The 14,556-nt window shown below is 46.7% G+C and carries 15 protein-coding genes; 14 read left to right on the top strand and 1 reads right to left on the bottom strand.

From position 1 onward, the window contains the following. The first annotated feature begins 115 nt into the window (after positions 1 to 115). The 13 genes from paaA (at position 116) to ACP7BU_RS11955 (ending at position 12,092) form a co-directional block, all read left to right on the top strand. Entirely contained in the window at positions 116 to 1,060 is a 945-nt protein-coding gene (gene paaA, locus ACP7BU_RS12015; RefSeq protein ID WP_004646055.1) for a 1,2-phenylacetyl-CoA epoxidase subunit PaaA, read from the top strand. 33 nt (positions 1,061 to 1,093) lie between these two features. Continuing rightward, positions 1,094 to 1,384: a 1,2-phenylacetyl-CoA epoxidase subunit PaaB gene (paaB, locus tag ACP7BU_RS12010; protein ID WP_004279183.1), complete on the top strand. Its 291-nt coding sequence runs from the start codon at positions 1,094 to 1,096 to the stop codon at positions 1,382 to 1,384. A gap of 17 nt (positions 1,385 to 1,401) precedes the next feature. Beyond that, positions 1,402 to 2,157 carry a 1,2-phenylacetyl-CoA epoxidase subunit PaaC gene (paaC, locus tag ACP7BU_RS12005; protein ID WP_026056591.1) on the top strand — a complete coding sequence of 252 codons (756 nt, stop codon included), beginning with the start codon at positions 1,402 to 1,404 and terminating at the stop codon, positions 2,155 to 2,157. A 28-nt stretch (positions 2,158 to 2,185) separates the two neighbouring features. Further along, positions 2,186 to 2,686 (top strand): 1,2-phenylacetyl-CoA epoxidase subunit PaaD, encoded by a 501-nt coding sequence (gene paaD / locus ACP7BU_RS12000; RefSeq protein WP_005247163.1) that lies wholly within the window; start codon positions 2,186 to 2,188, stop codon positions 2,684 to 2,686. Between the two features lie 75 nt (positions 2,687 to 2,761). Further along, positions 2,762 to 3,820 carry a 1,2-phenylacetyl-CoA epoxidase subunit PaaE gene (paaE, locus tag ACP7BU_RS11995; RefSeq protein WP_224216830.1) on the top strand — a complete coding sequence of 353 codons (1,059 nt, stop codon included), beginning with the start codon at positions 2,762 to 2,764 and terminating at the stop codon, positions 3,818 to 3,820. A gap of 42 nt (positions 3,821 to 3,862) precedes the next feature. Next, positions 3,863 to 4,633, top strand: a complete 771-nt coding sequence (locus ACP7BU_RS11990; protein WP_005104871.1) for an enoyl-CoA hydratase-related protein — start codon at positions 3,863 to 3,865, stop codon at positions 4,631 to 4,633. After that, positions 4,633 to 5,424, top strand: coding sequence for a 2-(1,2-epoxy-1,2-dihydrophenyl)acetyl-CoA isomerase PaaG (gene paaG, locus ACP7BU_RS11985; RefSeq protein ID WP_004279188.1), 792 nt, complete (start codon positions 4,633 to 4,635; stop codon positions 5,422 to 5,424). The genes ACP7BU_RS11990 and paaG overlap by 1 nt, the downstream gene beginning before the upstream one ends. A 3-nt stretch (positions 5,425 to 5,427) precedes the next feature. Then, positions 5,428 to 6,981: a 3-hydroxyacyl-CoA dehydrogenase gene (locus ACP7BU_RS11980; RefSeq protein ID WP_425879988.1), complete on the top strand. Its 1,554-nt coding sequence runs from the start codon at positions 5,428 to 5,430 to the stop codon at positions 6,979 to 6,981. 11 nt (positions 6,982 to 6,992) lie between these two features. Continuing rightward, positions 6,993 to 8,204 carry a 3-oxoadipyl-CoA thiolase gene (gene pcaF, locus ACP7BU_RS11975; protein WP_425879989.1) on the top strand — a complete coding sequence of 404 codons (1,212 nt, stop codon included), beginning with the start codon at positions 6,993 to 6,995 and terminating at the stop codon, positions 8,202 to 8,204. Positions 8,205 to 8,264: 60 nt separating this feature from the next. Continuing rightward, on the top strand, positions 8,265 to 9,557 hold the full coding sequence (paaK, locus tag ACP7BU_RS11970; protein WP_425879990.1) for a phenylacetate--CoA ligase PaaK: 1,293 nt from the start codon (positions 8,265 to 8,267) through the stop codon (positions 9,555 to 9,557). Between the two features lie 63 nt (positions 9,558 to 9,620). Further along, positions 9,621 to 10,559: a phenylacetic acid degradation operon negative regulatory protein PaaX gene (gene paaX, locus ACP7BU_RS11965; RefSeq protein WP_004279192.1), complete on the top strand. Its 939-nt coding sequence runs from the start codon at positions 9,621 to 9,623 to the stop codon at positions 10,557 to 10,559. Positions 10,560 to 10,590: 31 nt separating this feature from the next. Beyond that, positions 10,591 to 11,199, top strand: coding sequence for a DapH/DapD/GlmU-related protein (locus tag ACP7BU_RS11960; RefSeq protein WP_191112318.1), 609 nt, complete (start codon positions 10,591 to 10,593; stop codon positions 11,197 to 11,199). A 131-nt stretch (positions 11,200 to 11,330) separates the two neighbouring features. Further along, positions 11,331 to 12,092, top strand: coding sequence for a class I SAM-dependent methyltransferase (locus ACP7BU_RS11955; RefSeq protein WP_004279194.1), 762 nt, complete (start codon positions 11,331 to 11,333; stop codon positions 12,090 to 12,092). Between the two features lie 60 nt (positions 12,093 to 12,152). Here ACP7BU_RS11955 and ACP7BU_RS11950 read toward each other — a convergent pair whose 3' ends face one another. Continuing rightward, positions 12,153 to 12,962, bottom strand: coding sequence for a cytochrome C assembly family protein (locus tag ACP7BU_RS11950; protein ID WP_004730673.1), 810 nt, complete (start codon positions 12,960 to 12,962; stop codon positions 12,153 to 12,155). Between the two features lie 138 nt (positions 12,963 to 13,100). On the opposite strand from ACP7BU_RS11950, the gene ffh reads away from it, so the two are divergent. After that, positions 13,101 to 14,507, top strand: coding sequence for a signal recognition particle protein (gene ffh / locus ACP7BU_RS11945; protein ID WP_004279196.1), 1,407 nt, complete (start codon positions 13,101 to 13,103; stop codon positions 14,505 to 14,507). The last annotated feature ends 49 nt before the right edge of the window (positions 14,508 to 14,556 follow it).

Here is a 14,556-nt window from a genome sequence, read left to right as displayed (position 1 = left end):
AATATTTAGTAAAAATAAGGGATAAAAATTAAATGATACCAATAAATAGATATTGATTTTAATTGCGTATCGTTTTAATTTGAATGTATCAACACTTGGGATAAGTGAGGGAACAATGAATAATCAACAACAAATCTTCGATCAAAAGATTGAAAAGGATATTTCCATCGAGCCGAAGGACTGGATGCCGGATGCTTATCGTAAGACCTTGATTCGTCAGATTGGTCAGCATGCACACTCTGAAGTGGTGGGCATGTTGCCGGAAGGCAACTGGATTACCCGTGCACCGACCTTGAAGCGTAAAGCTGTGCTGATGGCAAAAGTTCAGGACGAAGCCGGTCATGCTTTGTATCTGTACAGTGCTGCAGAAACCTTGGGGGCGGATCGTGACGACATGATGGATAAGCTGATTGCCGGTCGCATGAAATATTCATCCATTTTTAACTATCCAACTCTGAGCTGGGCCGATGTTGCAGCGATTGGCTGGCTGGTGGATGGTGCAGCAATTGTCAATCAGGTTGCGTTGTGCCGTACGTCTTATGGTCCTTATGCCCGCGCTATGGTGCGCGTCTGCAAGGAAGAAAGTTTCCATCAGCGTCAGGGCTTTGAAGCCATGATGGAACTGGCCAATGGTACGCCGGAACAAAAGCAGATGGCACAGGATGCCGTGAACCGTTTTTGGTGGCCGGCACTGATGATGTTTGGTCCAAGTGATGATAATTCACCGAACAGTGCACAAAGTATGCAGTGGAAAATTAAATTATTCAGCAACGATGAGCTACGTCAGAAATTTGTCGATAACACCGTGTCGCAAGTTTTACAGCTGGGTTTAACCGTTCCCGATCCAGACCTTAAATTCAATGAAGCCACCGGACATTATGAATTTGGTGAAATCAATTGGGATGAGTTTTTTGCGATTCTTGCAGGCAAGGGACCGTGTAACCATGAGCGTATTGAAGCACGCCGCAAAGCTTGGGAAGGCGGCAAGTGGGTACGTGATTCAGCAGCCGTCTATGCGCAGAAACAGCAGCAACAGTCAGCAGCACAAAAAGTTGCTTAAAAAATAGTTTGATCAATATAAGGAAATTTGCTCATGAATAACAAAAATAACTGGTCACTTTATGAAGTGTTTGTGCGTAGTAAACAGGGTCTGAGTCACCGTCATGTCGGCAGCCTGCGTGCGCCGGATGAGGAAGTCGCACTACAAAATGCCCGCGATGTATATACCCGCCGCAATGAAGGGATCAGTATCTGGGTGGTGAAATCTGAATTGATTACCTCTTCCCAGCCAGATGAAAAAGCAGAGTTTTTTGAACCCGCTTTGGACAAGGTTTATCGTCATCCAACCTTTTATAACATTCCAGCTGGCATCGAGCACATGTAAAGGGAAAGGTGAAGATTATGACAAATCAAGTATTGGCAGAATTTCTTTTACATGTGGGTGACAGTCAACTGATCCTGTCTCATCGTTTGGCAGAGTGGTGTGGTCATGCACCTGAACTGGAGCTGGATATTGCCTTAGCCAATATTGGACTGGATTTATTGGGTCAGGCACGTACTGCCCTCAGTCTGGCGGGTGAAGTGGAAGGACAGGGTCGTGATGAAGACAAGCTGGCTTATTTCCGCACCGAGCGTGAATACCGTAATTTGCTGCTGTGCGAACAGCCGAATGGTGATTTTGCCCAGACTTTGGTACGCCAGTGGTTGATGGATCACTACCACGCTTTATTGTTTAGCGCCTTAAGTCAAAGTCAGCATGCTGAGTTGGCGGCTTTTGCAGTGAAATCACTCAAAGAAGTGAAATATCACCAGCGTTTTTCCACCACCTGGATGGAACGCTTAAGTTTAGGTACCGCAGAAGCGCATGAAAAAACCCAGCAAGGTTTAAACCAGTTATGGCGTTTTACCGAGGAACTTTTTGTCCTGACGGCTGATGAAAGACAGCTGGTTGATAGCGGTGTCATTCCAGATATTGAAAATTTAAAAGCCCAGTGGCTGGAGACCATTACATCCGAGTTAGCGCGATTTGAATTAAGCCTGCCAGAGCTAGGCGCTTATCGCAGTGGGGCTAAACAGGGTTTACATACAGAACATCTCGGTTTTGTTTTGGCTGAACTGCAATACATGCAGCGCTCATATCCAAACATGAACTGGTAATTCGGCACAATCACAGGGAGTGAGTCGCATGAATCTGATTCGACACGTAGAAGATCAATGTTGGGACGTTTTACAGCAGGTTTCTGATCCAGAGATTCCAGTATTGTCAGTGATTGATCTGGGTATGATTCGTGGCGTCGAGCTGAATCAGCAGGATGAAATTGTGGTGCGACTCACGCCGACCTATAGCGGCTGTCCGGCCACGGATTTATTAAAAGCAGAAATTACCCAGGCTTTCGAGGCCAATGGTTTGACACCGGTCAAAGTCATTGTGGACCTGTCTCAAGCCTGGACCACGGACTGGATGAGTGAATCGGGCAAACACAAATTACAGCAATATGGTATTGCCCCGCCGCAAGGCCAGTCACATAGCTGTGGTACGCATGTGGCATTGACCGATGGCATCACCTGTCCACAGTGCTTAAGTAACAACAGCAAATTATTAAGTGAATTCGGTTCGACCGCCTGTAAAGCTTTATATCAATGTCGGGACTGCTTAGAAACTTTTGACTATTTCAAATGTATTTGATTGTAACGATTGCGCGGTGGGCAGGGTAAACCAATAACAAGCCTGAACACCGCCACCTAAAAGAAGGATTTTGCCATGAGCCAATTTATACCATTAACCATTAAATCGATTCAGCCACAAACCGAGCAAGCGATCTGCATTGCCTTTGATCTCTCGCCTGAGCAGTTGGATACTTTTCAATATCAGCCGGGTCAGCACCTCACCATTCGTCATTTAACTGATGACGGCGAGCTGCGCCGCTGCTACTCGATCTGCAGTGATACTCAGGAAGACATGAGCATTGCGATTAAAAAAATTGATCAGGGTCAGTTTTCAACCTGGGCCAATGCGCATCTCAAAGCGGGCGATGTACTAGAAGTCATGCCACCGCAAGGGGTGTTCTTTCAGAAAGCCGCCAAGGCTGGTGGCCAGAATTATCTAGGATTTGCAGCAGGCAGTGGCATTACGCCAATTTTATCGATTGTAAAGTCGGTGTTGAACCGTCAAGCGGAAGCAACATTCACTCTGGTATATGGCAACCGCTCCTGGAAACAGACCATGTTCTCTGAACAGATCATGGACTTGAAAGACCGTTTTAAGGAACGTCTGCAACTGGTAAATATTTTTTCACGTGAACTGAATGACAGTGACATCTTTAATGGTCGGATTGATGCAGACAAATTGCAGCAGTTATTTCAGGCCAATCTGATTTCTGCCGAAGCAGATCACTGTTTCGCTTGCGGTCCTGAAGAAATGATGACAGCAGTCGAAACGGTATTACCGACTTGGGGCATTCAACGCAGCAAGATTCATACGGAACGCTTCAATACGGGTACTGCACCGAAAGCAACCGCCCAGCAGATGGAAAGCCGCAGCGAAGAACGCGTCAATATCATCCTCGATGGTCGCGAGCTGATTGTTGAAGTCTCTAAGCAGGATGACAGTATTTTAGATGCTGCGCTACGTGCCGGAGCCGACCTGCCATATGCCTGTAAGGGCGGCGTTTGTGCCACCTGTAAATGTAAGGTGTTAGAGGGACAGGTTGAAATGGCGGTGAATTACAGTCTGGAAGAAGATGAAATTCAGAAAGGCTATGTGCTCAGTTGTCAGGCACGTCCAACCACGGCCAATGTCCGACTCAGTTTTGATGAATAAAAGCTGAATTTACAGCACCGCGAGCATAGCAGGAGTTCAAGGATGACCTACATTAAAACCAGCTCACCCAAGCCGGGTGTGGTACTGATCGAGCTAAATCGTCCAGAAAAGCGCAATGCTTTAAACAATGCTACCTTGCAAAACATTGCAGCCTGTCTACAGGACTTGGAAACAGATGCTGCTGTGAAAGCCGTGGTCATCACCGGAAATACGCAATGCTTTGCTGCCGGTGCTGATTTAAATGAGCTGGCGCAGTTAGATGTGGTCAGCATCCAGCAAGACCAACGCCCACTGCTCTGGAAAAAAATTGATGAATTTTCCAAGCCTTTAATCATGGCCGTAAATGGTTATGCTTTTGGTGCAGGTTTCGAGTTGGCTTTGCATGGTGACATGGTGCTGACCGGAGAAAATGCCCAGTTTGCCTTGCCTGAAATCGGTTTAGGTATGTTGCCGGGTGCCGGTGGAACCCAGCGTCTGGCCCGTCTGGTCGGTCAGCAATTAACGATGCGCTGGGCCATGACTGGTGAAATGATTTCGGCACAAACAGCCTTGCAACATGGCATTAGTAGCCAGGTTTGTCCGGCAGGATTGACCGTGCAATACGCACTGGAACTGGCAGAAAAAATTGCCAAGCAGGCACCGCTGGCCATTCGTGCCATCAAGCAATCTTTAAAGTCGATTCATGAAGTGACTTTAAGTCAGGGACTGAAACTTGAACGTCAACATTTTGTCTGGCTGGCGGCGACCCAAGATCGCCAGGAAGGCATCAATGCATTTTTAGAAAAAAGAAAACCAGAATTTAGAGGTGTGTAATGGATTATCAAACAATTATTGTCGAAGAAAAAAATGCAGTGGGCTACCTGACCTTTAACCGTCCAAAACAGCTCAACAGTTTTAATGAAACCATGCATCAGGAAGTCTCTAAAGTCATCAAGGCCTGGGCCAAAGACAGCCAGATTCGTGCCGTAGTGATTTCAGCAGAAGGTCGTGGTTTCTGTGCTGGTCAGGATCTGAATGATCGTGTGGTCGATCCGAATGCCGATGCACCGGACTTAGGCCTGTCGATTGAAAAATACTACAACCCTTTGATCAAGCTGATTACCGAAATGCCTAAACCCGTGATTTGTGCGGTGAATGGTGTGGCAGCAGGGGCAGGCGCCAATATTGCCCTGGCGTGTGACATTGTGGTGGCAGCAAAATCAGCCTCATTTATTCAAGCCTTCTGCCGTCTTGGCTTAGTCCCAGATTCAGGCGGTACCTGGTTCCTGCCGCGTCTGGTCGGCCGTGCCCAAGCGATGGGTCTTGCCATGCTTGGCGATAAAATTCCGGCTGAGCGCGCAGTACAACTCGGCATGATCTGGCAAGTGGTTGAAGATGAGCAATTGCAGGCAGAAGCGAAAAAACTGGCAGAGCATCTGGCGCAGCAACCGACCTATGGTCTGTCCCTGATCAAAAAAGCCATTCATGCCGCAGCAGAAAACAATTTGGATGAGCAGCTCATTCTGGAACGTGACCTGCAACGTCTGGCTGGACGTTCAAGCGATTATAAGGAAGGTGTACAAGCCTTTATGCAGAAGCGTACCCCTGAATATAAAGGATGCTAAATCATGCAACAGATCAATTTGGAACAAGTCAAAGTTGCTGTGGTCGGTGCTGGAACCATGGGGATTGGCATTGCACAACTGGCAGCCATGCACGGGCATCCGACCTATGTGTTTGATCTCGATCGCAGCAAAGTTCAGAGTGCCTTGACTGCTTTAGAGGCGCAGCTGAGCAAGCGCGTACAAAATGGCAAAATGACCCAGCAATTGCTGGAGAGTACCTTCGCCAATCTGATTGTGGCAGAGGACATTCAGCAGATTGCCGATGCGGGCTTAATTATTGAAGCCATTGTTGAAAAGAAAGAAGTCAAACAAAACCTGTTTCAACAGCTGGCTGCCATTTGCCCGGAACAGACGATTTTTGCGTCTAATACTTCTTCAATTTCCATTACCGCAATTGCCTCGGCGATTCCACATCCCGAGCGAGTGATTGGTCTGCATTTCTTTAATCCGGCGCCGGTGATGAAACTGGTCGAGATTATCCGCGGACTGAAAACCTCAGAAACTATTGCAGATGCTGTATTTGAGCTAATGAAGGGCTGGAACAAAGTTCCAGTCAGAGCCAAATCGACGCCCGGTTTTATCGTCAATCGTGTCGCGCGACCTTATTATGCCGAAGCCTTTCGCGCCTTGCAGGAAAATGCTACCACCCCGGAACAGCTCGATTACATCATGCGCGAATGTGGCCGTTTTGCCATGGGACCGTGTGAACTCACCGACCTGATTGGTCAGGATGTGAATTTCTCGGTCACGCAAAGTGTCTATCAGGAATTTTTCTATGAGCCACGCTACCGCCCATCCTTGATTCAAAAAGAGCTGGTCGATGCCGGCTGTTATGGCCGCAAGTCCGGTCAGGGTTTTTATGATTATACGCAGTCCCAGCCTGCACCTGTATATGAATTGCCAGTGTGTTATGCCAAGTCGCTGAATAAGCTCAAAGTCACTATAAAAGGTGAATGGCTGCATTCAGCAGCACTGATTGAACGTTTAAAACAGGCCTCTCATGTGGAGCTGAGTTTTCAGGCGGCAGAACAGAATGAAATCCTGATTGGTGATCTTTCCCTGCGATTATCGCTCGGCGAGTCGGTTGAACTGGCTTATCCGCATGAGCCTGTGGTGTTGATGGATTGGCATGCAGATTGGACAAATGCTCAGGCGATTCCAGTCGTTGCATCACTGGCGTGTAGTGCTGAACAGTGCCAGGCAGTAGAGCTATTCCTCATAGGTATGGATATGATACCTATTTGGTCTAAGGATCATCCCGGTCTTTATGTTATACGTAGTATTGCCATGTTGGTGAATGAAGCCTGTGAAGCAGTATTGCATGATATTGCATCAGAACAAGATATTGATTCTGCTATGAAATATGGCGTTAATTATCCTTGTGGTCCATTCGAATGGGCAGATAAAATTGGATATTACACAATTTTAAAAATTTTAGAAAATATGTATCGTATTTATGGTGAAGACCGCTATAGAACTAGTATATATTTAGCAAAGAAAGCGGTGCAGGGACATGCACAGAAAACTCAGCAGCAACCATTACGCGTTGCTGGCTAAAAGGAAGAATCATGGAACAGGTTTATATTTTTGATGGAATTCGCACCTCGATCGGACGCTATGCCGGCGGACTGAGCAGCATTCGTGCTGATGATCTGGCAGCGCTACCGATTCAATATCTGAAAGATCAGCATCCTGCCTTGCCATGGGCAGAACTGGATGAAGTGATCTTGGGCTGTGCCAATCAGGCCGGTGAAGATAACCGCAACGTGGCGCGTATGGCTGCTTTACTCGCAGGGTTGCCTGAATCTGTTCCAGCGCTCACCGTGAACCGCTTATGTGCTTCAGGTCTGGATGCCATTGGACTGGGAGCACGTGCTATCAAATCGGGTGAAGCACAATTTGTTTTGGCGGGTGGCGTAGAATCCATGAGCCGAGCGCCTTTCGTGCAATCCAAACCTACGACTGCCTTTAGCCGTACCCCTGAAATTTATGACACCACCATTGGCTGGCGTTTTATCAACCCAAAATTTAAAGCACAGTTTGGCGTTGACAGCATGCCGGAAACGGCCGAAAACGTCGCTGAAAAGTATCAGATTAGCCGTGCAGACCAGGACCTGTTTGCGTATCACAGCCAACAGAAAACCGCAGTAGCCCAGCAGAAGGGTATTTTTGCCGAAGAAATTCTGCCAGTAGAGGTCAAAGGTCCGAAGAAAAGCACTCTGACCATTTCCCAAGATGAGCATCCGCGCGCAGAGACGACGCTGGATAATCTGGCCGCCTTAAAAACCCCATTTCGTAAAGAAGGCGGCTCAGTCACCGCTGGCAATGCTTCGGGTGTCAATGACGGGGCGGCTTGCGTATTACTTGGGAATCAGCAGTTTGCCGAGCAGTATGGTTTGAGCCCGAAAGCTAAAATGATCGGGATGGCCAGCGCCGGTGTCGAAGCTAAATATATGGGTATTGGGCCGGTTCCAGCGGTACAGAAAGTGCTGAAACAGACTGGCCTGAGTCTGGAGCAGATGGACGTGATTGAGCTAAATGAAGCATTTGCAGCGCAATCGCTGGCCGTGATTCGTGAACTCGGCTTGCAAGACGATGATTCCAGAATTAACCCGAATGGCGGTGCCATCGCCTTGGGTCATCCGCTGGGTATGAGTGGCACCCGTCTGGTGATCACGGCCATGAAAGAACTAAAACGCCGTAAAGGCAAATATGCACTCTGCACCATGTGTGTCGGTGTGGGTCAAGGTGTGGCACTGGTTTTAGAAAATATGGATTAAACACATCATTCAATCAATGAATTAAACCGTGGTCAGGAAGACTGCGTCAGGAGTAAGAATATGAATAACAATGCAATGGAAAAAATTGAAAAAGTATCGGTTGATGAGTTACGCAGTGTTCAGCTACAGCGTATGAAAAAGACGTTGCAACATGCTTATCAGAATAGCCCGGTTTATAAAAAGAAATTCGATGATGCTGGCGTGCATCCAGACGATTTTAACTCACTGGAAGATCTGGCCAAATACCCGTTTACCACCAAACAGGATTTACGTGATAACTATCCGTTTGGCATGTTCGCTGTGCCACAGGAACAGATTGTACGTGTGCATGCATCTTCTGGCACCACCGGTCAGCCGATCGTAGTCGGTTATACCCAAAATGATATTAATGTCTGGTCAGATGTAGTGGCGCGTTCATTACGTGCAGCCGGCTTGAGCAGTAAAGATATCATCCAGGTGTCTTATGGTTATGGTCTGTTTACGGGTGGTTTAGGTGCACATTATGGCGTTGAACGCTTGGGTGCAACGGTGATCCCAATGTCTGGCGGACAAACCGATAAACAGGCGCAACTGATTCATGATTTTAAACCGACAGCACTGATGGTTACGCCATCTTACTGCCTGAACATTATTGAAGCGCTTGAGAAGAAATTTGGCACAGCCAAAAACTGTTCGATTAAAACCGGTGTCTTTGGTGCAGAGCCATGGACCAATGAAATGCGCAAGGAAATTGAAGAGCGTTTAGGCATTGATGCGCTGGATATTTATGGTCTGTCAGAAGTGATGGGGCCGGGCGTAGCGATGGAATGTCTGGAATCCAAAGATGGCCCAACCATCTGGGAAGATCATTTCTATCCTGAAATTATCCATCCGGAAACTGGCGAAGTGCTGCCAGATGGCGAACTGGGTGAACTGGTCTTTACCACAATTACTAAAGAAGGCATGCCGGTAATCCGTTACCGTACCCGTGACCTGACCCGTTTATTGCCAGGCACGGCACGCACCATGCGCCGTATGGACAAGATTGTCGGCCGTAGTGATGACATGATGATTATTCGTGGGGTCAATGTCTTCCCATCACAGATTGAAGAGCAGATTTTACAGATCCAGCAACTGATTCCGAACTATCAGATCCAGATTTGCAAACAGGGACATCTGGATACATTGCATATCCGTACCGAAATGCGTAAAGATAGCAGTGACATTATGGCGCACCAGTTGGCAACTCAGCTGAAAAGCCAGATTAAAACCATGGTCGGAATCACCGTAAGTGTCGAAGTGTTACCTGAAGGGAGTCTGCCACGCTCTGAAGGCAAGGCACAGCGCGTGTTTGATATCCGCAAGTCTGCATGAAGTACTATTGGATGATAGCCAAATGGTCTATCATCCAGTTTCTATAAGGTAAAGTTAAACGCAATGAATCCGAAATTAAAACAAATAATTGATGACTTTATTCAAACTGAAGCACTCAGCGGAACCTCATTAATCATGACCATCTTTGGTGACTGTATTTTTCACCGGGGTGGCATTATCAGTCTGGCCAGTCTAATTCAGCTCATGGATGTCTTCGGATTTAATGAACGATCGGTACGGACTGCCGTATTTCGTCTGGTCCAAAATGGCTGGCTGATGTCTGAGAAAATTGGTCGCACCAGTTATTATCGCGTAACCGAAAGCAGCCGCCAGCGTTTTATTATGGCGGATCAAAAAATTTACAGTTTTCAGCATACCGAATGGGATCAGAAGTGGGATCTGGTGCTGCTCAGTTCAGTGGAACTGGAAAATAAACTGGTTCTGAAAAAAGAACTGGAATGGCTGGGCTTTGCCAATATCGCCACTAATGTCATGGCCTATCCGGGCTGTGATCACCAGAAACTGCAAAACCTGCTGCTGAACCTGAAAATGACCGACCAAGTCGTGGTGTTTAAGGCCGAAACCTTGCAGCTCTGGCAGGAATCCTATCCAACCGTGAAACGCATGGTTGCCACCAACTGGCCGGTGCAGGAACTGCATCAGCGCTATGAAAAATTTATTGCGGATTTCCGGGAATTCTTTCATCTGGTGGAACAGGAAGATGAGCTGGATCCGGTTCAGGCCTTTCAGTTGCGTATTTTGCTGATTCATCAATTCCGCCGGATTTTATTAAAAGATCCGAATCTGCCTTTTGAATTATTGCCATCCAACTGGCTTTCCCTGAATGCCCGTAATCTGAGCAGTAATTTATATCAAACGGTGGTTGCGGCAGGGGATGAGTTCTTTATGGAGATCGCCCGAACTTCGGAAGGTTCGATGCCGCCGGTACATCCACAATTTTATAAACGTTTTGGCGGTTTGCGACTGGAAGCCGTTAGCTAATCTAATTCTGCATTTTTAAAGGAATAAAATAATGCCGTGTTATGCCATTGATGGGGTGATTCCTGTGGTCAGCCCTCACGCTTATGTGCATCCGCAAGCCGTTCTGATCGGGGATGTAGTGATTGAAGAGGGCGTATATATCGGGCCTTTCGCTACTTTAAGAGCCGACTTCGGCGGGATTCACATCCAGAAAAATGCCAATGTTCAAGATTCCTGTACCATCCATGGCTTTCCCGGTAGCGTCACGCTGGTCGAAGAGTATGGCCATATCGGACACGGCGCGATTTTACATGGCTGTATCATTCGTAAAAATGTACTGGTCGGCATGAACAGCGTGATTCTTGATGAAGCCGAGATTGGTGAAAATACCATTGTTGGTGCTAATAGTACGGTTAAAGCCAAGGCCCAAATTCCGGAAAATTCATTGGTACTCGGTAGTCCAGCACGGGTCATCCGTCCCCTGGACACCAAAGAAATTGCTTGGAAAAGCAAAGGGACACAAGAATATATTCAGCTGACAGAGCGCTGTCTTTCCTCAATGCAGGAGGTCAGTCCTTTAACAGAAGTCTCCACAGACCGGCTCAGTTACAAAGCGTTTAAGGCAGATTATCAGATCAAGCAGAATAGCTTGAATGACTAAGTTAAGAACATGATTCTATTAAATAGATGAATTCTGCATTTTAAAAACAGGAAGTAACTGAAACCAAATTCCAACTGCATTCCCTGACCGTCTATTTAGACTGAAATAAAACTGGTCTGGAAAGCATATATATGGAAAATAGGGAATTTAAAGATCATTTCTCCCAGCAGTCACAGGACTATGCTTTGTTTCGTCCGCATTATCCGGATGCATTGGGAAAGCTATTGGCAGAGCTGTCACCAGGTACTAAATTGGCTGTAGATGTCGGCTGTGGTTCTGGACAGCTTTCAGAAGTTTTGGCGAATTACTTTGATCAGGTGCTTGCTATTGATGCGAGTGCTGAACAGCTTGCCCAAGCCAAACCGCATCCAAAAATTCAGTATGGTCAGGCACTCGCTGAAAAGATTCCGTGTGCTGACCAGAGTGTTGATCTGATTTCGGTGGCTCAAGCAGCGCATTGGCTCGATCTGGAAAAATTTTACGCAGAAGTTCGCCGGATTGCTAAACCCAATGCCATTCTGGCTTTAATTAGCTATGGCGTATTCAGTGTGGATGAGCCCCATCTGAATCATTATTTTAAGCATTTTTATGAAGTCACGCTTGCACCGTACTGGCCACCTGAACGTCGCCATGTAGATGAAGGATATAAAAATTTACCATTTCCATTTCAGGAAATTGCGACTCAGCCACCGGTATTGCAGGTTGAATGGAATTTTTATCAGTTAATTGGTTATATGAGTACTTGGTCAGCCGTGAAAGCAGCAACTCAAGCACTCGGACATAATCCATTAAATGTACTGGCAGATGCCTTATTGCCAGAATGGGAAGATCCAGAATTGCCCAGAGTCATTCGCTGGCCATTATCAGTGCGTGCGGGGCGTATAATCGTTTAAAAAAATATTAGAGCTAGAATCTGTTTATTGAACAATGAATTGAATATTCACGGCTCAGAATTATCGCCCTAGAATCATTTCCAGCACAAATTTAGAACCAATAAAACCCAGTGCCAGCAAGCCAAAACCGAGTAGGGTAAAGCGCACAGCTTTTTGGCCACGCCAGCCAAACTTCCAGTGTCCAATTAATAGTGAACCGTAAACAAGCCAGGAAATGATACTGAACGCCGTTTTATGTGCCAGATGCTGAGCAAAGAAATTGTCGATAGTAAAAAAGCCAAAGCCCAAAGCGAGGGTAAGTAAAACAAAACCGGTCATCAGCATATCAAACAGCAATGATTCCATGTCTTGATAAGAGGGTAGCAAACTGACCCAGACCCGGCGTTTTTGCTTCTTTTTCAGCTCACGATCCTGAAAGCGTAAAATTACGGCCTGAATAGTCGCCATGAGCAATACCGCATAAGCAGACAAAGACAGGATAATATGAATATCCAGACCCAAAGAGTTTTGTGTGATGATTTTTGCAGGCTGAGTAAACGCAAAGCCAAGAATTAATCCGGTCGCAGCCACCGGAATCCCGATCAGGTTCAGGGCAATAATTGGACGATAAGTACTGTAAATAATGCTGAGTAACAGCATCAGACCAGAGGTAAAGGAAAACAGGGCAAAGACATCATAATTGATGCCCAGCGGGGTATGCATATCGCCATATAAAACCAGCGCATGCAAGCCCAGGCCAAGCAGTGCGGTTAGCGAGACAAACCATTGATTAGGAGCACGTTTAGACATTAAATGAATGAACAGATACCAGAAGGAAGCGGTGTAAGCGACTAATGCTAAGATCGTATAAACCAAGGGGAGGCTAACCATGTCAAACCTTTTTAAGGGTGATGAATATTCATTTATATAAATTCGCTGCGAACTACAGTATCCTATAGCATTCTATGCATAAATTTTCTATTTTAAGAAACAATTTTTTGCTCATGGCTATTTTAAGCGGATTTTGCAATGTTTGATACCTTAACAGAACGACTCACGCAGAGTTTAAGAAATGTTACTGGCTCAGGGCAGCTAACCGAAGACAATATTAAAGATACGTTACGTGAAGTGCGTATGGCGCTTCTTGAGGCCGATGTTGCGTTACCTGTAACTCGTGAATTCATCGCGAAAGTTAAGGAAGAAGCATTGGGCCAGGAAGTGATGACTCAGTTATCTCCTGGGCAGGCTTTTGTCAAAATCGTTCATGACGAATTGACCAAAATGATGGGCGAGGCCAATGAAAGCCTCGACCTCGCTGCAAAACCACCTGTGGTTGTCCTGCTGGCAGGCTTGCAGGGTGCAGGTAAAACAACAACTGCAGCGAAACTTGCACGCTTCTTACAAGAACGTCAAAAGAAAAAAGTCGCGATGGTCTCTGCCGATGTGTATCGTCCGGCTGCGATCAAACAGCTACAGACTGTCGCGGGTGAAGTCGGTGCGATTTTCCTGGAATCTAGCGCAGACGAAAAACCGATTACGATTGTGAATCGCGCGATTGAACAGGCAAAAATCCAGTTTGCCGATGTGCTGATTGTCGATACGGCAGGTCGTTTGCATATCGATGATGACATGATGGGTGAAATCAAAGAGCTGCATGCAGCGATTAACCCGACTGAAACCCTGTTCGTGGTCGATGCCATGACCGGTCAGGATGCGGCAAACACCGCCAAAGCATTTAATGATGCCTTGCCTTTAACTGGTGTGATCCTGACCAAAACTGATGGTGATGCGCGCGGTGGTGCAGCGCTTTCAGTACGGGCGATTACCGGCAAGCCAATCAAATTCTTGGGTATGGGTGAGAAACTCGATGCCCTGGAGCCATTCCATCCTGAGCGTGTTGCACAGCGTATTCTCGGTATGGGTGATGTACTTTCTTTGGTCGAAGAACTTGAACGCAAGGTCGACAAAGAAAAAGCCGAAAAAATGGCGAAAAAACTGCAAAAAGGCGGCAGCTTCAACTTTGAAGACATGCTGATGCAGTTTGAGCAGATGAACAAGATGGGCGGCATGATGGGCTTCCTGGACAAACTTCCTGGCATGAGCAATGCCGGTCTGCAAGATGCGTTGGCGCAAGCCAATCCTGAAAAGCAGGTCAAGAAAATGGAAGCGATTATCCAGTCGATGACTATCAAAGAGCGCCGTAACCCGGACTTGATGAACCCAAGCCGTAAAAAACGTATCGCAGCAGGTTGTGGTATGGAAGTGGCAGAAGTCAACAAGCTGATCAAGCAACATGCCCAAATGGCCAAGATGATGAAAAAATTTGCCAATCCATCCGGTATGGCAAAAATGATGAAGTCACTCGGCGGCTTGCAGAAACAGTTTGGCGGCGGGGGTGGTATGGGTCCATTGTTCGGCGGCAATGACAAGAAATAAGTTTTGTTTTAAAAAAAGGCGCAATATGCGCCTTTTTTTATTGCGAATA

Origin of the sequence: Acinetobacter sp. 40AMC3-4, from assembly GCF_049898185.1 — a bacterium.
Taxonomy (GTDB): domain Bacteria; phylum Pseudomonadota; class Gammaproteobacteria; order Pseudomonadales; family Moraxellaceae; genus Acinetobacter.
The sequence above is the reverse complement of the archived record's forward strand: the minus strand, read 5'-3'. Positions and strand labels throughout refer to the sequence as shown.